At 70.2% G+C, this 19,050-nt stretch carries 13 protein-coding genes; 7 read left to right on the top strand and 6 right to left on the bottom strand.

Features of this window, described 5'->3' with window-relative positions; translation table 11 throughout:
• Positions 1–218: 218 nt before the first annotated feature.
• Positions 219–1,130, bottom strand: coding sequence for a tRNA (adenine-N1)-methyltransferase (locus HYE82_RS20530; RefSeq protein ID WP_179175576.1), 912 nt, complete (start codon positions 1,128–1,130; stop codon positions 219–221).
• An 18-nt stretch (positions 1,131–1,148) separates the two neighbouring features.
• Entirely contained in the window at positions 1,149–2,348 is a 1,200-nt protein-coding gene (locus HYE82_RS20525) for a site-2 protease family protein (RefSeq protein ID WP_309144388.1), read from the bottom strand.
• A 191-nt stretch (positions 2,349–2,539) separates the two neighbouring features.
• Here HYE82_RS20525 and HYE82_RS20520 point away from each other — a divergent pair, with 191 nt between their 5' ends.
• Positions 2,540–3,442 (top strand): RecB family exonuclease, encoded by a 903-nt coding sequence (locus HYE82_RS20520; RefSeq protein WP_256987478.1) that lies wholly within the window; start codon positions 2,540–2,542, stop codon positions 3,440–3,442.
• Positions 3,443–3,509: 67 nt separating this feature from the next.
• A complete protein-coding gene (locus tag HYE82_RS20515; protein ID WP_179175575.1) occupies positions 3,510–4,184 on the top strand; it encodes a response regulator transcription factor in 675 nt (224 codons plus the stop codon).
• A 102-nt stretch (positions 4,185–4,286) separates the two neighbouring features.
• Here the strand turns inward: HYE82_RS20515 and HYE82_RS20510 are convergent, their stop codons facing one another.
• The 4 genes from HYE82_RS20510 to metH all read right to left on the bottom strand — a co-directional run bounded on the left by HYE82_RS20510 (position 4,287) and on the right by metH (position 12,387).
• Positions 4,287–5,867 (bottom strand): ABC transporter substrate-binding protein, encoded by a 1,581-nt coding sequence (locus tag HYE82_RS20510; protein ID WP_179175574.1) that lies wholly within the window; start codon positions 5,865–5,867, stop codon positions 4,287–4,289.
• 74 nt (positions 5,868–5,941) lie between these two features.
• The gene (locus HYE82_RS20505; protein ID WP_179175573.1) at positions 5,942–7,546 is read right to left on the bottom strand and encodes an ABC transporter substrate-binding protein; all 1,605 of its coding nucleotides are present in this window, start codon (positions 7,544–7,546) and stop codon (positions 5,942–5,944) included.
• Between the two features lie 512 nt (positions 7,547–8,058).
• Positions 8,059–8,760: an HAD family phosphatase gene (locus HYE82_RS20500; protein WP_179175572.1), complete on the bottom strand. Its 702-nt coding sequence runs from the start codon at positions 8,758–8,760 to the stop codon at positions 8,059–8,061.
• 114 nt (positions 8,761–8,874) lie between these two features.
• Entirely contained in the window at positions 8,875–12,387 is a 3,513-nt protein-coding gene (metH, locus tag HYE82_RS20495; protein ID WP_179175571.1) for a methionine synthase, read from the bottom strand.
• Between the two features lie 255 nt (positions 12,388–12,642).
• Between metH and HYE82_RS20490 the strand changes: the two genes are divergently transcribed.
• The 5 genes from HYE82_RS20490 (at position 12,643) to HYE82_RS20470 (ending at position 18,939) form a co-directional block, all read left to right on the top strand.
• Entirely contained in the window at positions 12,643–13,410 is a 768-nt protein-coding gene (locus tag HYE82_RS20490; protein WP_179175577.1) for an IclR family transcriptional regulator, read from the top strand.
• Positions 13,411–13,726: 316 nt separating this feature from the next.
• On the top strand, positions 13,727–14,509 hold the full coding sequence (locus HYE82_RS20485) for an MIP/aquaporin family protein (RefSeq protein WP_179175570.1): 783 nt from the start codon (positions 13,727–13,729) through the stop codon (positions 14,507–14,509).
• An 80-nt stretch (positions 14,510–14,589) separates the two neighbouring features.
• A complete protein-coding gene (gene glpK, locus HYE82_RS20480; protein WP_179175569.1) occupies positions 14,590–16,116 on the top strand; it encodes a glycerol kinase GlpK in 1,527 nt (508 codons plus the stop codon).
• A gap of 39 nt (positions 16,117–16,155) precedes the next feature.
• On the top strand, positions 16,156–17,763 hold the full coding sequence (locus tag HYE82_RS20475) for a glycerol-3-phosphate dehydrogenase/oxidase (protein WP_179175568.1): 1,608 nt from the start codon (positions 16,156–16,158) through the stop codon (positions 17,761–17,763).
• Between the two features lie 126 nt (positions 17,764–17,889).
• Positions 17,890–18,939, top strand: coding sequence for a PAC2 family protein (locus HYE82_RS20470; RefSeq protein WP_179175567.1), 1,050 nt, complete (start codon positions 17,890–17,892; stop codon positions 18,937–18,939).
• The last annotated feature ends 111 nt before the right edge of the window (positions 18,940–19,050 follow it).

The following is a 19,050-nucleotide window of genomic DNA, read 5'->3' as shown; positions in this document are numbered from 1 at the left end:
GCGCGGCGGTGCGGTGCGGCACGCGGGGTGTCTCCTGTGCGGGCGGTGGCGGTGACGGCGAGCCAGCATCGTGTCACACCTCACACAGGGGTGGAACGGGTGGGTCCGTGGTCTTCGCGTGGGTGCGCCCGGGCAACGTGAAGGCGCTGCGGTGCAGTTCCCGCGGGTGGCGGGGGAACTGCACCGCAGCGCCTGTGTGTTTGCGTCGGGGCTGTGGTTCAGCCGCGGTCGCCGGAGCCGCCGGACTGGGCTCCGGGGCCCTCGTAGTCCTCGCCGTAGGCGCCCTTGGCGGGGCGGCGGCGGCGCATCGGGGGCTCGACGCCGTCCGCGAGGCGGCGGGCGGTGACGAGGAAGCCGGTGTGTCCGATCATCCGGTGGTCGGGTCGGACGGCGAGGCCTTCGACGTGCCAGTTGCGGATCATCGATTCCCAGGGCTGCGGTTCGGCGAAGCAGCCGATCTCGCGGATGGACTCGACGGTCTTGGAAAGCTGGGTGGTGGTGGCCACGTAGCAGCACAGGATGCCGCCCGGGACCAGGGCCTTGGAGACGGCTTCCAGGCATTCCCAGGGGGCGAGCATGTCGAGGATGACGCGGTCGACGTCGGTGTCGGACAGGTTGTCCTGGAGGTCGCCGACGGTCAGCTGCCACGCGGGGTGCGGGCCGCCGAAGTAGCGTTCGACGTTTTCCCGGGCGATCTGGGCGAAGTCCGCGCGGCGCTCGTAGCTGTGGAGCATGCCCTGGTCGCCGATGGCGCGCAGCAGGAAGCTGCTGAGGGAGCCGGAGCCCACCCCTGCCTCCACGACGCGTGCGCCGGGGAAGATGTCGGCGAAGGCCAGGATCTGGCCTGCGTCCTTGGGGTAGACCACGGCGGCGCCGCGGGGCATGGACAGGACGTAGTCGGGGAGCAGGGGGCGCAGCGCGAGGTACGCGACGTTCCCCGTGGTTCGGACAACACTGCCCTCGGGAGCGCCGATCAGCTCGTCGTGGGGGAAGGAACCCTTGTGGGTGTGGAAGTTCTTCCCTGCTTCGAGCGTGAACGTGTAGTGGCGTCCCTTGGGGTCGGTGAGCTGGACCTGGTCCCCGACCTTGAAGGGCCCGCGACGGCGGGCGGCACCGGTCGGTTCGGACATGTGACCAGTGTATTGGTTTCAGGGGCGGGGCCGTGCCATGGCCTTCACGAAGGCTTTTTCGACGTCGAGGGCGGAGAGGACGCCGTAGACCCGGCCGCCGGTGTCGAGGACGAGGTACTCGGTGGCGGGGGTGGTGCGGAGGTGGTCGAGGAGTTCCTCGCCGGTGAGCTCGGCGGAAACCTTCATGCCGTCGGTGAGGTCCTGGGCGAGGGTGTTGACGGCGACCCAGGGGCGGCGGTGTTCGGGGACGGAGGCGATGGCGCTTTCGCGGACGATGGCGGTGGGCTCGCCGTGGCCGTCGACGATGACGATGGCGCGGGCGCCGTAGTCGTCGGCGCGGCGCAGGGCTTCGGAGAGGGGGGTGGTGTTCTCGACGGGGACGGCGCGGCGGGTGAGGGTGCGGGCGCGGAGTTCGGGGAGGTGTTCGCGCAGGCGGGCCATGCGGAGGCTGTTGCCGGCGCCGGTCCAGATGATGGCGGCGAGGATGGCGGCGAGGAGGGCGTCCATGACGGTGCTCATGCCGTCGATTTCGTCGCCGGGGGTGCCGAGGAGTCCTGTGTGGGTGATCAGGGGGAGGCCGAGGAGGACGGCGACGGCGAGGCCGCGGCCGACCCAGGCGGCGGCGATGGTGCCGGTCATGGGTTTGCCGGTGATGCCCCAGATGACGGCGCGGAGCATGCGGCCGCCGTCGAGGGGGAGGCCGGGCAGGAGGTTGAAGGCGGCGACGAGGAGGTTGGAGATCATGAGGCCGGCGAGGAGGACGCCGGGGACGGTGCCGGGGTCGACGGCTTTCATGCCGAGGTAGAAGGCTCCGGCGAGGAGGAGGGAGAGGAGGGGGCCGACGAAGGCGAGGACGAATTCGCGGCCGGGGGTTTCGGTTTCCTTCTCGATCTCGGAGACGCCGCCGAAGAACTGGAGCTGGATGCGGCGGACGGGGAGGCGGAAGCGGAGGGCTGCGACGGTGTGGGCGAGTTCGTGGACGAGGACGGAGGCGTAGAAGGCGACGGCGAAGAAGAGGGAGACGAGGTAGCGGGCGGGGCCGAGGTCGGGCAGGACGCGGTCGAGCTGGTCGCCGAAGACCCAGGTGATGAGGGCGGCGACGAGGAACCAGCTGGGCGAGACGTAGACGGGTACGCCGAAGGGGCGGCCCATGAGGACTCCGCCGCCCGGTCCGGGGCGCTTGCCCTGGCGTTCGCCGGTCTCGTCGGTGTCTGCCACTGCTGTCCTTCGGTCGGTGCTGTCCGGCGGGGGTGTGCCGGTGGTGTTCCCAGTGTGGTTCACGGGCCGCCCGGCGGGAGTCGGCGGGGCTGGTCGGTTGCGCGGTGTGATGCTCCGATCATGCAGTGCGAGGGGGCCCCGCGTCGATGGTATGCGCGTGGCTGTCCGTGGCGGGTCGTAGGGTTTTGTGCATGACGACGAGTTCCGGTTCCCTTTCCGGCGCCTCGGATGCCGATGCGGCACCGGGTGTGGCGGTGCCCGTTTCGCTGTCGCCCTCGCGGGCGAGCGATTTCATGCAGTGCCCGCTGCTGTACCGGTTCCGGGTGATCGACCGGCTGCCGGAGAAGCCGAGTGCGGCGGCGACGCGGGGGACGCTGGTGCATGCGGTGCTGGAGCGGTTGTTCGATCATCCGGCGCAGGAGCGGACGGCGCCGCGGGCGAAGGCGCTGGTGCCGGGGCAGTGGGAGCGGCTGCTGGAGGCGAAGCCGGAGCTGTCGGAGCTGTTTCCGGCGGGGGAGGAGGGGGAGGGGCTGGCGCGCTGGCTGTCGGAGGCCGAGGCGCTGGTGGAGCGGTGGTTCACGCTGGAGGACCCGACGCGGCTGGAGCCGGTGGAGCGGGAGTTCTTCGTGGAGGCGGAGCTGGAGTCGGGACTGCGGCTGCGCGGGATCATCGACCGGGTGGACGTGGCGGCGACGGGTGAGGTGCGGATCGTCGACTACAAGACGGGGAAGGCGCCGCGGCCGGAGTATGCCGAGGGTGCGCTGTTCCAGATGAAGTTCTATGCGCTGGTGGTGTGGCGGTTGAAGCGGGTGGTGCCGCGGCGGCTGCAGCTGGTGTACCTGGGCAGTGGGGACGTGCTGACGTACGACCCGGTGATGGCGGACCTTGAGCGGGTGGAGCGGAAGCTGCTGGCGCTGTGGGAGGCGATCAAGGAGGCGACGGCGACGGGGGACTGGCGGCCGCGGCCGACGAAGTTGTGCGGCTGGTGTGATCACCGGGCGGTGTGTCCGGAGTTCGGGGGCACTCCCCCGGTGTATCCGCTGGCGGTCGTGCCGAAGCCGGGGGCCGGGCAGGCGCGTCCGGCGGAATCCTGATCATCCGATCAGGGCAGAATGGGTGGCGTCCCGCCGAAGCGGCCTTACCGAATTCGAGGTGTCACCCGTGGCGATCCGCGTCCTCCTGGTCGATGACCAGCCGTTGCTGCGCACCGGTTTCCGGATGATTCTGGAGGCCGAACAGGATCTGGCGGTGGTCGGCGAGGCCGGGGACGGTGTGCAGGCGCTGGAGCAGGTGCGGGCGCTGCAGCCGGATGTGGTGCTGATGGACATCCGGATGCCGCGGATGGACGGGGTGGAGGCGACGCGGCAGATCACCGGGCCGGGACGGGACGGTCCGGCGAAGGTGCTGGTGCTGACGACGTTCGATCTGGACGAGTACGTGGTGCAGGCGTTGCGGGCGGGGGCGAGCGGGTTCCTGCTGAAGGACGCGCCGGCGCATGAGCTGGTGCAGGCGATCCGGGTGGTGGCGGGTGGTGAGGCGATGCTGGCGCCGAGTATCACGCGGCGGCTGCTGGACAAGTACGCGGGTCACCTGCCGTCGGGTGAGGAGCGGGTCCCGGACACGCTGGGGTCGTTGACGGAGCGTGAGGTCGAGGTGCTGAAGCTGGTGGCGCGGGGGTTGTCGAACGCGGAGATCGCGGCGGACCTGTTCGTGAGCGAGACCACGGTGAAGACGCATGTGGGGCATGTGCTGACGAAGCTGGGGCTGCGGGACCGGGTGCAGGCGGCGGTGTACGCGTACGAGAGCGGCCTGGTCCGGCCGGGCGCAGCGCAGTAGCCGGCGGGCCCGTCTGCCGGGCCCGCGGGGGCCGGGAAACGGAACCGGCCCGTGCCGCCTCCAGGGGGAGGTGGCACGGGCCGGTTCTCGTTTGTGGGGCGGTCAGCCCTTGGCGATCTCCCAGAAGCGGAAGACGGTGGAGGCGTCCAGCGACCACTGCAGGCCGGTGACGTTCTGGCGGGTCACCGCGTACTGCTTGCTCTGCCACAGGGGCAGGAGCGGGAGCTCGTCGGCGACGATGTCCTGGAGGCGGGTGTAGTCGGGCGTGGCCGCGGTGCGGTCGGCCTTGGAGGCGGTCGCCGGGATGATCGACCCGGTGATCTCCTTGTTGTCGTAGTTGTTGCGCAGGACGTTGTCCGGTCCGAAGAACGGCTGCGTGAAGTTGTCGGCGTCCGGGAAGTCGGGGACCCAGCCGCGGACGTACACGCCGTACTTGCCGGCGTCGATGTCCTTCTCGTACTGCTCGTACTCGACGGACTTGACGTCGGCGTCGAAGAGGCCGCTGTCGTTGAGCTGCTTGGCGATGAGGTTCATCTCCTGGTCCGTCGCCGGACCGTAGCGGGCGGGCGTCGAGTACAGGGTGATCTTCACCTTGTCCTTGATGCCGGCCGCGCGGAGGACGGCCTCGGCCTTCTTCGGCTGCGGCGCGCCGCCGTAGCGGTCGAAGAAGGCGGTGGTGTGCGAGCCGATGCCGGCCGGGATGACCGAGTACAGCGAGGTGGCGGTGCCCTCGTAGACGTCCTTGACGAGCGCCTCGCGGTCCACGAGGTAGGCGATGGCCTTGCGGACGGGGAGCTTTCCGACGACCTCGTCCTTCATGTTGAAGACGAGGTGCTGGACCTCGGCGCCGGTGCCCTGGACGACCTCGACGCTGTTGTTGCCGGTCTTGGTGGAGGACAGGCTGGCGATGTCCTTGGCCGCGAGGCCGCGGAAGGCGAAGTCGACGTCGCCGCTCTCCAGCGTCTTCTTCAGGGCGGCCTGGTCCTGGTTGAAGAACTTCAGGGTGACGCCGGTGTTCTTCGGCTTGGCCTTGCCGGTGTAGGACTCGTTGACCGAGAAGTTGGCGCTCTTCTCGTTCATGGAGTCCAGCTTGTAGACGCCGGATCCGATGGCCTTGTTGTCGGTGCGGAGCTTGTCGGCCGGGTACTCGCTGCTGTCGACGATGGAGCCCGCACCGGAGGCGATCTTGCTGGGGAAGGTCGCGTCGGAGGTCTTGAGGCGGAAGACGACGGTCTTGTCGTCGGGGGTGTCGATGCCGGCGATCGACGACAGCATGACGGCGGGGCCGTTCGCGTCGTTGATCTTCAGCGTGCGCTCGAAGGAGAACTTCACGTCCTTCGAGGTGAGCGCGTGGCCGTTGCTGAACTTCAGGCCGGCGCGCAGGGTGCACTTGTACACCTTGCTGTCGCCGCCCTCGAAGTTGCAGGCCTGGGCGGCGTCGGGCTCCGGCGTGGTGCCGCCCTTGGGGAAGCTCAGCAGCGACTGGAAGACGTTGTTGAAGAGCAGCCAGGAGCCCGGGTCGTAACCCGAGGCGGGGTCGGTGGACTTCACCTTGTCGGATATGCCCATGACCACGCCCTTGCCGCCCTCGGCGGCGGGGCCATCGGTCGAACCGCAACCGCTGAGCAGCGCGGCGGCGGTGGCTGCGCCGAGCGGGGCTGCCAACCACTGGTTACGTCTCATCGCACGAACGTCCTTCACAGTATTGCTGAATCGTTGCGCCGGCCTGCGACACCCGCTGCCGGTTGCTGCTCGTCTCAGCCGCTGACACCGCGGCCGAGCTCCCACAGCTGGAGGTCGGAGATGGCGTTGACCGACCACTCCACTCCGGTGATCCCGTCGCGTGCGGCGACGTACTGCTTGCCCTGCCACAGGGGCAGGACGGGCACGTCCTCGGCGACGATGTCCTGCATCTCCGAGATCGCGGGGCCGGCCACGTTGCGGTCGACGGCCTTGCGGGACTCGGGGATGAGCTTGGTGCGCACCGTACTGTTGGCGTACGGCGTGCCCAGGAAGTTGTCCTGCTCCAGGAAGGGAGCGAGGAAGTTGTCGGGGTCCGCGTAGTCGGGGAACCAGCCGAGCCCGTAGGCGGCGTAGTCGCCCTTCTTCTGCGCGGGGCGGAACTCGGTCCAGTCGGAGCCCTGGACGGTGATGTCGAACAGCTGGGTGGAGTTCAGCTGGTTCTTCAGGGTCTCGAACTCGGCGGCCGTGCCGTCGCCGTAGTGGTCCTTGGTGTAGTTCAGCGTCAGCTTGACCGGGGTCTTGATGCCGGCGTCCTTGAGGAGGGCGGCTGCCTTGGCGGTGTTGGCCTCGCCGTACTTGTTGCGGAAGGAGTTGACGTGGCCGGCGACGGAGGTGGGGACCAGCGAGTACAGCGGCTGGGCGGACTTGCCGTACACCTTGGAGATGATGGCGTTGCGGTCGACGGCGGCGGCGAGGGCCTGGCGTACGGCCTTGTCCTTGACGGCCGGGGCCTCGGTGTTGAAGCCGATGTAGCGGATCTCCAGGCCGGGCATCTGGGTGAGCTTGACGCCCTTGGGGGCGTTGGTGGAGAACTCGGCTATCTGGGCGGGCGACAGGGTGCGCGAGACCATGTGGATGCGGCCGTCGGTGAGGGCCTTGCCCATGGCCGCGGAGTCGGTGAAGGTGCGCAGTTCGACCTTGTCGTTCTGCAGCTTCAGGTCGCCCTTGTAGTGGGGGTTCTTGGTGAACACGGCGCGGACGAGGTGGTCGCCCTTGACCTCGGCCTTCATCGTGTAGGGGCCGGAGCCGTCGACGGCGAAGCCGCCGCGGAGCCTCTTGGCGTCGTAGGTCTTCTCGCTGACGATGCCTGCGGCGGGGGTGGCGAGCTTGTACGGGAAGGTCGCGTCCGGGGTGTTCAGGTGGAAGACGACGGTGTCGGCGCTCTTGGCCTCGACGGTGTCGATGGTGGAGAGCAGCGAGGAGGGGCCGTTCTCGGCGTTGATGGCGCGGACGCGGTCGATGGAGAACTTGACGTCCTTGGCGGTGAGCGGCTCGCCGTTGGCGAACTTCAGGCCGGGCCGCAGGGTGCAGCGGTAGCTCTCGTTGCCGTTGTCGGTGAAGCGGCAGTCGGATGCCGCCTCGGGGACGGGCTGGCCTCCGCCGCGGGGGGTGTGCATCAGGGTCTGGACGGTCTGCCGCAGGACGTTCCAGGCGCCGGCGTCGTAGGCGTACGCCGGGTCGAACGGTGCGGGGGCGTAGTCCGCCGCCTCGTACCGGTCGGTGGTGCCGACGACGATCGCTCCGGTTCCTGCTCCTCCGCCCGTCGAGCTGCCGCAGGCGGCGAGCGCGGGGGTGAGCAGTCCGGCCGCGGCCGTCAGCACCAGGGTCTTGCGGTTCATGCTGGAAGTACTCCCTTGACCGGCACTTGTTCAAAGCGGTGTAAAGGGCACTGCGCGAGGGTCGCCCGTTCAGGGCGGAACGATCGGGCCGGCTGTATGACGATCGGTCCGCACAATCCCGACACAGGGGTATGCGTCCTGGACTGCTGCGGTGCGGCGGAGTGCCCGCGTCGACATTAGTGGCCTGTGAGGGGATGGCTTGAACTGGCAGGACTTGGGGTGTAATCGCACGGTGATGGGAGCGGACTGCCTGTCAGTGCCGGGGCCATCCCAGATGGGGGCATGAGATCATCAATCCGGACACAAGGGAACCTTGCCGAGCCCCGGGACAGGTCGGTCGGGGGCGTTTCGGGTGACGAAGGTCACCCGGCCCGAGGACCGCGGAAAGGATGGAATTCCGGCCTCCCGGCCATGGAACGGAAGATCCGTCTCGGGGCCGGTGAGGGTGGCCCGGGCTCGCTCGAACGGAGCGCCCGCGGTCCGTCCACCGGGGTGACGGGCGGGCGCGGGAATCAGTTCACCGGGGGGATGAGGGCCCGCAGGAAGGGGAGGTCCACGTCCTCCAGGGAGCGGACGACGGTGCGCCCGGCGGCGGGGGTGATGTGGCCCACCGAGGGGACGGCGACGACGCGGCAGCCGGCGGCCTCCGCGGCCGCCACGCCGGTGGCGGTGTCCTCGATGACGGCGCAGCGGGCGGGATGGGCGCCGAGGGTGCGGGCGGCCAGCAGGTAGGGGTCGGGGTGCGGCTTGGTGCGCGGCACCTCGTCGCCGGCCACGGTCATGGCGAAGCGGTCGGTGCCCAGCGAGCGCAGGATCCGGTCGATGACCCGCCGGTGGGAGGCCGAGACGAGGGCGGTGGGCACGTTGTGCCGGGCCAGCTCGGTCAGCAGCCGCTCGGCGCCCGGCATGAGCGGCACCCGCTCGCCGATGCGGGCCTCGAAGCGCTCGTTGAGCAGCACGCTCAGTTCGGCGAGGTCGATGGCCACGCCGGTGGCCTCGATCAGGAAACCGAGGCTGCGGCTCATCGGCCCGCCGACGACGACGTCCCGCCAGGATTCCTCCAGCCGGTGGCCGAGTTCGGCGAAGACGTCCACCTCGGCGTCCCACCAGAAGCCCTCGGTGTCGACCAGCGTCCCGTCCATGTCGAGGAGCACCGCCTGCAGGGCCGAGCCGTCGGCCGCGCGGAGGGTGGAGACGGGAACGGTACTGGTCATGCGCGCGCCTCTCGGAGGGGACGAGAAGGCCGGTCACCTCTTCCCGCGGGGCTGTACCCCCGGAGGAACAGGCGACCGGCCTGTGTGGGACCGACCAGTGTACGTCGATCTGCCTCAGCGTGCGTTGAAATACTTCGCTTCGGGGTGGTGGATGACGATCGCGTCGGTGGACTGCTCCGGGTGGAGCTGGAACTCCTCGGAGAGGTGGACGCCGATCCGCTCGGGCCGGAGCAGGTCGGCGATCTTGGCACGGTCCTCCAGGTCGGGGCAGGCCCCGTAGCCCAGGGAGAAGCGGGCGCCGCGGTACTTGAGGGCGAACATGTCCTCGACGTCGGCCGGGTCCTCTCCGCCGAAGCCGAGCTCGGACCGGACGCGGGCGTGCCAGTACTCGGCGAGGGCCTCGGCGAGCTGGACCGACAGGCCGTGCAGCTCCAGGTACTCGCGGTAGGAGTCCGACTCGAACAGCCTCGCCGTGGCCTCGCCGATCTTCGAGCCGACGGTGACGACCTGGAGGCCGACGACGTCGGTCTCGCCGGACTCCTCGGGGCGGAAGAAGTCGGCCAGGCACAGGCGGCGGCCGCGGCGCTGGCGGGGGAAGGTGAACCGGGTCCGCTCGTTGCCCTGCTCGTCGAGGATGATCAGGTCGTCGCCCTTGGAGACGCAGGGGAAGTAGCCGTGGACGACGGCCGCCTCCAGCAGGTTCTCGGTGTGCAGCTTCTCCAGCAGACCGCGCAGCCGGGGCCGGCCCTCGGTCTCGACGAGCTCCTCGTAGGTCGGGCCGCCGGCGCGGGCCTGCTTGAGCCCCCACTGGCCCTTGAACAGGGCGCCCTCGTCGAGCCAGGAGGCGTAGTCCTTGAGCGGGATGCCCTTGACGACCCGGGTGCCCCAGAACGGCGGGGCGGGCACGGGGTTGTCGACGGCGACGTCGGAGCGGCCGCCGGGCTCCTCGGCCTCCTCCACCTGGAGAAGGGGGGTGTCCCGCTTGGCGACGCGGCGCTGCTTGAGCTCGGGCAGGGTGGCCCCGGGGACGCCGCGCTTGACGGCGACGAGGGCGTCCATCAGGCGCAGGCCCTCGAAGGCGTCGCGGGCGTAGCGGACCTCGCCGTCGTAGATCTCGTGGAGGTCCTGTTCGACATAGGCGCGGGTGAGGGCGGCTCCGCCGAGGATGACGGGGTACTGGGCCGCGAGCTTGCGCTGGTTGAGCTCCTCCAGGTTCTCCTTCATGATCACGGTCGACTTCACCAGGAGCCCGGACATGCCGATGACGTCCGCCTTGTGCTCCTGGGCGGCCTCGACGATCGCGGAGACGGGCTGCTTGATGCCGATGTTGACCACGTTGTAGCCGTTGTTCGACAGGATGATGTCGACGAGGTTCTTGCCGATGTCGTGGACGTCGCCGCGGACGGTGGCCAGCACGATGGTGCCCTTGCCCTCCGCGTCCGACTTCTCCATGTGCGGTTCCAGGTGGGCCACCGCGGACTTCATCACCTCGGCCGACTGCAGCACGAACGGCAGCTGCATCTGGCCCGAGCCGAACAGCTCGCCGACGACCTTCATGCCCTCCAGGAGGGTGTCGTTGACGATGTCCAGGGCCGGGCGGGTCTGCAGGGCCTCGTCGAGGTCCTGCTCCAGGCCGTTCTTCTCACCGTCGATGATCCGGCGGCGGAGCCGCTCCTCCAGCGGCAGCGCGAGGAGCTCCTCGGCGCGCCCGGCCTTGAGGGACTTCGTGTTGACGCCCTCGAAGAGGGCCATCAGCTTCTGGAGGGGGTCGTAGCCCTCGCCGCGGCGGTCGTAGATCAGGTCGAGGGCGGTGGTGACCTGCTCCTCGTCGAACCGGGCGATCGGCAGGATCTTCGACGCGTGCACGATCGCCGAGTCCAGGCCCGCCTTGACGCACTCGTCCAGGAACACGGAGTTCAGCAGGACGCGGGCGGCCGGGTTCAGGCCGAAGGAGATGTTCGACAGGCCGAGCGTGGTCTGCACGGCCGGGTGCCGCCGCTTCAGCTCCCGGATCGCCTCGATCGTCGCGATGCCGTCCCCGCGGGACTCCTCCTGGCCGGTGCAGATGGTGAAGGTCAGGGTGTCGATGAGGATGTCGGACTCGCTGATCCCCCAGTTCTCCGTCAGGTCCGTGATCAGGCGCTCGGCGACGGCGACCTTGTGCTCGACGGTACGGGCCTGGCCCTCCTCGTCGATGGTCAGGGCGATCAGCGCCGCACCGTGCTCCTGGGCCAGGCGGGTGACCTTCGCGAACCGCGACTCGGGCCCGTCGCCGTCCTCGTAGTTGACGGAGTTGATGACCGCGCGGCCGCCCAGCTTCTCCAGGCCGGCCCGGATGACGTCCACCTCCGTCGAGTCCAGGACGATCGGCAGCGTGGAGGCGGTGGCGAACCGGCCGGCGAGCTCCTCCATGTCGGCAACGCCGTCCCGGCCGACGTAGTCCACGCACAGGTCCAGCATGTGCGCGCCCTCGCGGATCTGGTCGCGGGCCATCTCCACGCAGTCGTCCCAGCGGCCTTCCAGCATCGCCTCGCGGAACTTCTTCGACCCGTTGGCGTTGGTCCGCTCGCCGATCGCCATGTACGAGGTGTCCTGCCGGAACGGCACCGTCTGGTACAGGGAGGACGCGCCCGGCTCCGGGCGGGGCTGACGGGCGGCGGGGGCGAGGCCGCGGACCCGCTCGACGACCTGGCGCAGGTGCTCCGGCGTGGTGCCGCAGCAGCCGCCGACGAGCGACAGCCCGTACTCGCGGACGAAGGTCTCCTGGGCGTCCGCCAGCTCGGAGGCGCTCAGCGGGTAGTGGGCGCCGTCCTTGGTCAGCACGGGCAGGCCGGCGTTCGGCATGCACGACAGCGGAATGCCGGCGTTGCGGGCCAGGTAGCGCAGGTGCTCGCTCATCTCGGCGGGGCCGGTGGCGCAGTTCAGGCCGATCATGTCGATGCCGAGCGGCTCCAGCGACGTGAGCGCCGCGCCGATCTCGGATCCCAGCAGCATCGTGCCGGTGGTCTCCACCGTCACCGAGCAGATCAGCGGGACGGACACGCCGAGGGCGTCCATGGCGCGGCGGGCGCCGATGACGGAGGCCTTGGTCTGGAGCAGGTCCTGGGTGGTCTCCACCAGCAGGGCGTCCGCACCGCCGGAGAGCAGGCCTTCCGCGTTGACCTGGTAGGCGTCGCGGATGGTGGTGTACGGGATGTGGCCGAGGGTGGGGAGCTTGGTGCCCGGACCCATGGAGCCGAGGACCCAGCGCTGCTGCCCGGTGGAGGCGGTGAAGGCGTCGGCGGTCTCGCGGGCGATGCGGGCGCCGGCCTCGGACAGCTCGAAGTTGCGTTCGGGGATGTCGTACTCGCCCAGTGCGCTGAAGTTCGCGCCGAAGGTGTTGGTCTCCACGCAGTCCACGCCGGCCGCGAAGTAGGCCTCGTGCACGGTGCGGACGATGTCGGGGCGGGTGACGTTCAGGACCTCGTTGCATCCTTCGAGCTGCTGGAAGTCATCGAGGGTGGGTTCCTGCGCCTGGAGCATCGTTCCCATGGCTCCGTCGGCGACGACCACGCGGGTCGCCAGCGCCTCCCGGAGGGCGTCGGCCCGGGTCTGGGTGTCGGCGGGCGGGTTCGGCAACGAGGCCATGAGAGAACTCCCTGGGATGCGACGGCTGTCGGCTTTGCACCCTTGCTGTGTCAAGGGTGCACGCGCTCAGAGTAACCGCGCCTTCGCAACCCCGGTGAGGGTGTCCCACGTGGCGGACTGCATCCTGTGCCCGGAGGGTCGGCCGGGTGTGCCCCGGGCGGCTTCGGCTTGAACATATGGCCGCCCATGCGCAAGGTCGACATGGGCCGATAGTGTTCAGCATTGTCGAACTACATCAGCAGGAGGCTGCGCACCATGGCACGGAACATCCAGTCGCTCGAACGAGCCGCTGCGATGCTGCGGCTCCTTGCCGGCGGTGAGCGCCGCCTCGGCCTCTCGGACATCGCGAGCTCCCTGGGGCTGGCCAAGGGCACGGCGCACGGGATCCTGCGGACCCTGCAGGCCGAGGGCTTCGTCGAGCAGGACCAGGCCTCCGGCCGCTACCAGCTGGGCGCGGAGCTGCTGCGCCTGGGCAACAGCTACCTGGACGTGCACGAGCTGCGCGCCCGGGCGCTGGTGTGGACCGACGACCTGGCCCGCGCGAGCGGGGAGAGCGTGTACGTGGGCGTGCTGCACAAGAGCGGGGTGCTGATCATGCACCACGTGTTCCGCCCCGACGACAGCCGTCAGGTGCTGGAGGTGGGGGCCATGCAGCCGCTGCACTCGACGGCGCTGGGCAAGGTCCTGTCGGCGTACGACCCGGTCGCCCACACGGAGGCCCTGGAGGCCGAGCGCGAGGCGTTCACGCCGCGCACGGTCACGGACGGCGCGGGCTTCGAGGAAGTGCTGGACCTGACCCGGGCGCGCGGCTGGGCCGCGGACGTCGAGGAGACCTGGGAGGGCATCGCCTCGGTGGCCGCGCCCATCCACGACCGCCGCCGGATGCCGGTGGGCGCGGTGGCGGTGGCCGGTGCGGTGGAGCGCGTCTGCGGGGAGTCCGGGGAGCCGCGCGCGGCCCTGGTGGCCTCGGTGCGCGACTGCGCGCGGGCTGTTTCCCGCGACCTCGGCGCGGGCCGGTTCTAGACCTCATCCTGCATGTTCCCGGCCACTCCGTGGCCGTTTTCTGCTGCCTTGTTGCCATATTTCGGCCATCGCACGGCTTGTTTTGTTCGATCGCACTGCGTGGTAACGATCCGACACATTGGCCTGGCCAACCCTTGACGCGTTCTTCACCTGGGCGAAAAACTGCCGTTCATCGGTCGGCATTGTCGAACACCTACCGGCAATACGCGTTAGGGTGGGGCAAGGCCAAGGACCGGTGAACCACTCACCGAGTGCGCGGACGCGGGCCGGGACCCCGCCTCCGAGCACCCCTGGACGTAAGACAAAGGAGTCGCGGGTGTCCAGCTCCGACATCTTCCTCGGCGAGACCATCGGTACCGCCCTGCTCACCCTGCTCGGCGGTGGTGTTTGCGCCGCCGTGACCCTCAAGAGCTCCAAGGCCCGCAACGCAGGCTGGCTCTCGATCACCTTCGGCTGGGGTTTCGCCGTACTGATCGCCGCCTACGTCTCCGCCCCGCTCTCCGGTGCACACCTCAACCCGGCGGTCACCGTCGGCCTCGCAGTCAAGAACGGCGACTGGAGCGACACTCCCGTCTACTTCGCCGGCCAGCTCCTCGGCGCCATGCTCGGCGCCGTCCTGATGTGGGTCACGTACTACGGCCAGTTCGCCACCCATCTGGCGGACCCGGAGCACATCCGTGACGCCAAGCTCGGCCCGGAGGACCCCCACCCGCACGAGGTGGCCGGCCCGGTCCTCGGGATCTTCTCCACCGGCCCCGAGATCCGCAACGTGGTCCAGAACCTGGCCACCGAGATCATCGGCACGGCCGTCCTGGTCCTGGCGATCCTCACCCAGGGCCTGCAGGACAACGGCAAGGGCCTCGGCGTCATCGGCGTCCTCATCACCTCCTTCGTCGTCGTCGGCATCGGCCTCTCCCTCGGCGGGCCGACCGGCTACGCCATCAACCCGGTCCGCGACCTCGGTCCGCGCATCGTCCACGCCCTGCTGCCGCTGCCCAACAAGGGCGGCAGCGACTGGGGTTACTCCTGGATCCCGGTGGTCGGCCCGCTCCTCGGCGCCGTCATCGCCGGCGGCCTGTACAACGTCGCGTTCGCCTGATCAGCACGGCCCCGCGCTCGTAAGATCCGCACCGCCCACCTGATTCCGCACTCTTCACAGACCTGCCAGGAGCAGCCAACATGACCAGCAGCACCGGCCCGTTCATCGCCGCCATCGACCAGGGCACCACCTCCTCCCGCTGCATCGTCTTCGACCGCGACGGCCGCATCGTCGCCGTCGACCAGAAGGAGCACGAGCAGATCTTCCCGAAGCCGGGCTGGGTCGAGCACGACGCCAAGGAGATCTGGGCCAACGTCCAGGAGGTCGTCGCCGGCGCCATCGCCAAGGCCGAGATCACCGCCGCCGACGTCAAGGCGATCGGCATCACCAACCAGCGCGAGACCACCGTCCTGTGGGACAGGCACACCGGCGAGCCGGTGCACAACGCGCTGGTCTGGCAGGACACCCGCACCGACGCCCTGTGCAAGGAGCTCGGCCGCAACGTCGGCCAGGACCGCTTCCGCCGCGAGACGGGCCTGCCGCTCGCCTCGTACTTCGCGGGCCCCAAGGTCCGCTGGCTGCTCGACAACGTCGAGGGCCTGCGCGAGCGTGCCGAGGCCGGCGACATCCTCTTCGGCACCATGGACTCCTGGGTCATCTGGAACCTGACCGGCGGCGCCCAGGGCGGCGTGCACGTCACCGACGTCACCAACGCCTCCCGCACCATGCTCATGAACCTGCACACCCTCGCCTGGGACGAGCGCATCGCGGAGTCCATGGACGTCCCGCTGAAGGTCCTCCCGGAGATCAAGTCCTCCGCCGAGGTCTACGGCCAGGTCAAGGACGGCGTCCTCGCCGGCGTCCCGGTCGCCTCCGCACTCGGCGACCAGCAGGCCGCCCTGTTCGGCCAGACCTGCTTCGCCGAGGGCGAGGCCAAGTCCACCTACGGCACCGGAACGTTCATGCTGATGAACACCGGCGACAAGGTCATCAACTCCTACAGCGGCCTGCTGACCACGGTCGGCTACCAGATCGGCGACCAGAAGCCGGTCTACGCCCTGGAGGGCTCCATCGCCGTCACCGGCTCGCTCGTCCAGTGGATGCGCGACCAGATGGGCCTGATCAAGTCCGCGGCCGAGATCGAGACCCTGGCCTCCTCCGTCGAGGACAACGGCGGCGCCTACTTCGTGCCCGCCTTCTCCGGCCTGTTCGCCCCGTACTGGCGCTCCGACGCCCGCGGTGTGATCGCCGGCCTCACCCGGTACGTCACCAAGGCGCACATCGCCCGTGCCGTCCTGGAGGCCACCGCCTGGCAGACCCGCGAGATCACCGACGCCATGACCAAGGACTCCGGCGTCGAGCTGACGGCCCTCAAGGTCGACGGCGGCATGACCTCCAACAACCTGCTGATGCAGACGCTCTCGGACTTCCTGGACGCCCCCGTGGTCCGTCCGATGGTCGCCGAGACCACCTGCCTCGGCGCCGCCTACGCCGCCGGCCTCGCCGTCGGCTTCTGGCCGGACACCGACGCCCTGCGCGCCAACTGGCGCCGCGCGGCCGAGTGGACCCCGCGGATGCCCGCCGACCAGCGGGACCGCGAGTACAAGAACTGGCTCAAGGCCGTCGAGCGGTCCATGGGCTGGATCGACGAGGAAAACGCCGGCTGACCGCACCAGCCGACGAACCGATGAGGAGCTGAAGAGATCATGAGCACCCTGCAGAGCGTCCCCGCCCTGGGAACGCACCCGACCGCCGGCTGGAACGCGAGCCGCGCCGAGACCCGTGAGCAGCTGTCGAAGGCCACGTACGACCTGCTGGTCATCGGCGGCGGAATCCTGGGCACCTCGGTGGCCTGGCACGCCGCGCAGTCGGGCCTGCGGGTGGCCATGGTGGACGCCGGCGACTTCGCCGGCGCGACCTCCTCCGCCTCCTCCAAGCTCGTCCACGGCGGCCTGCGCTACCTGCAGACCGGCGCGGTCAAGCTGGTGGCCGAGAACCACCACGAGCGGCGGGTGCTGGCCAAGGACGTGGCCCCGCACCTGGTCAACCCGCTCACCTTCTACCTGCCGGTCTACAAGGGCGGTCCGGTGGGTGCGGCCAAGCTGGGCGCGGGCGTCTTCGCCTACTCCGCCCTCTCGGCCTTCGGCGACGGCATGGGCAAGGTCATATCCCCGGCCCGTGCCGTCGCCGACAACCCCGGCCTGAAGACCGACAACCTCAAGGCCGTCGCGGTCTACTACGACCACCAGATGAACGACTCCCGCGTCGCGGTCATGACGGTCCGCGCGGCCGTCGAGTCCGGCGCCGTCGTCCTCAACCACGCCGAGGTCACCGGCCTGCGCACGACGCGCGGCCGTGTCTCCGGCGCCGAGCTCAAGGACCGCCTCGACGGCACCGAGTTCGGCGTCGACGCCCGCGTCGTGCTCAACGCCACCGGCCCGTGGGTGGACCACCTGCGGCGCATGGAGGACAAGCACGCGCTGCCGTCGATCCGCCTGTCCAAGGGCGCGCACATCGTCATGAAGCGCAAGTCGCCGTGGAAGGCCGCCATGGCCACCCCGATCGACAAGTACCGCATCACCTTCGCCCTGCCGTGGGAGGACCAGCTGCTGCTGGGCACCACCGACGAGGTGTACGAGGGCGACCCGGCGGACGTGCGCGCCACCGAGAAGGACATCCAGCAGATCCTGGACGAGGCCGCCTTCTCCGTGAAGGACGCCGACCTCGACCGCTCCCTGATGACGTACGCCTTCGCGGGCCTGCGCGTGCTGCCCGGCGGCCCCGGCGGCGTCGAGAAGGCCAAGCGCGAGACGGTCGTCACCGAGGGTGCCGGCGGCATGCTCTCCGTGGCCGGCGGCAAGTGGACCACCTACCGCCACATCGGCAGGGTGGTCATGGACAAGCTGGCGAAGCTCCCCGGCCGTCCGCTCACCGACGACATGGAGCCGGTGAAGGCGCTGGTCCGCCGGGTGCCGCTGCCCGGTGTCGCCAACCCGAACGCGGTCGCCCACCGCCTGCTCGTGGACCGCGAGCCCGGCACCCGCATGGACCCGCTGACCGCCCGCCACCTGGCCTCCCACTACGGCTCGCTCGCCTTCGACATCGCCCGCCTGGCGAACGAGGACCCGGCGCTGGCCGAGCGGATCCACCCGGACGGCCCGGAGATCTGGGCGCAGGTCGCCTACGCCCGCGACTTCGAGTGGGCCGAGACCGTCGACGACGTGCTCCGCCGCCGCACCACGGTGACCATCCGCGGTCTCGACGACGACGCGGTCCGAGGCCGTGTCGAGGAGATGCTGGGCCGCAAGGCATAGCCTCCGGCACGGCGGGGAAGAGGGGCGGTTCCGAGGGGAACCGCCCCTCTCTCGTGGGCTGTGGCCGCCGCCCCCGCAAGGCTTAGGCTGGCCCACGTACACAAGGAACTTGGGAAGGAGACCTGGGTGATCGAGCTTGAGGGCGTGCCCGAGCTGATCGACCCGGTCATGGTGGCCGCGTTCGAAGGCTGGAACGACGCGGGTGACGCGGCCTCCGGTGCGGTCGCGCACCTGGACCGGGAGTGGAAGGGAGAGGTCTTCGCCGCGCTCGACGCCGAGGACTACTACGACTTCCAGGTCAACCGGCCGACGGTGTGGCTGGACAACGGGGTACGGAAGATCACCTGGCCGACGACGCGGCTGTCCGTGGTACGGATCGGCGGCGCCAGCCCGCGGGACCTCGTCCTCGTGCGGGGCATCGAACCGTCGATGCGGTGGCGGTCGTTCTGCAACGAACTCCTCGGCTTCGCCCACGAACTGGGCGTCGAGATGGTCGTCATCCTCGGCGCACTCCTCGGTGACACCCCGCACACCCGTCCGGTGCCGGTCAGCGGGGTGACCTCCGATCCGGACCTGGCGCGGACGATGCACCTGGAGGAGACCAAGTACGAGGGCCCCACCGGCATCGTCGGCATCCTGCAGGAGGCCTGCACCCACGCCGGGGTCCCCGCCGTGTCCCTGTGGGCGGCCGTCCCCCACTACGTCTCCCAGCCGCCGAACCCGAAGGCCACGCTCGCCCTGCTGAACCGGCTGGAGGACCTCCTCGACCTGCGGATCCCGCTCGGCGAGCTGCCCGAGGACGCGCGGGCCTGGCAGTTGGGGGTCGACCAACTCGCCGCGGAGGACAGCGAGGTCGCGGAGTACGTCCAGACGCTGGAGGAGGCGCGGGACACCGCGGACCTGCCGGAGGCGTCCGGGGACGCCATTGCGCGGGAGTTCGAGCGGTACCTGCGCAGGCGGGATCCGGGGGCCGAGCCGGGGCCTGGGCCTGGGCCGGGGACGGGGGGTGGCGCGGCCGGTGCCGGCGGAGACGGGTCGTACCTGCGGGACACCTCGTCCGGGCGGACCCGCCCGCCGCGCCGAGCGGTGGATCCGGAGCCGGAGCCAGGGCCCGCGCCCGGGCAGGAGCCGGGGGACGACACCGCCCCGGGCGCGCCGGAGCCGCCGCAACCGTAACCCTGCGGGGGGCCCTCCCGGTAACCCTGCGGGGGGGCACTCCCGGTGCCGCCCCGGGCCGGGTGCCGGGCCTGCCGGCCCGGTGCTTCGAAGCCCGGGTGGGGTGGGGTG

This window comes from Streptomyces sp. BR123, from assembly GCF_013401435.1.
Classification (GTDB): domain Bacteria; phylum Actinomycetota; class Actinomycetes; order Streptomycetales; family Streptomycetaceae; genus Streptomyces.
The sequence above is the reverse complement of the archived record's forward strand: the minus strand, read 5'-3'. Positions and strand labels throughout refer to the sequence as shown.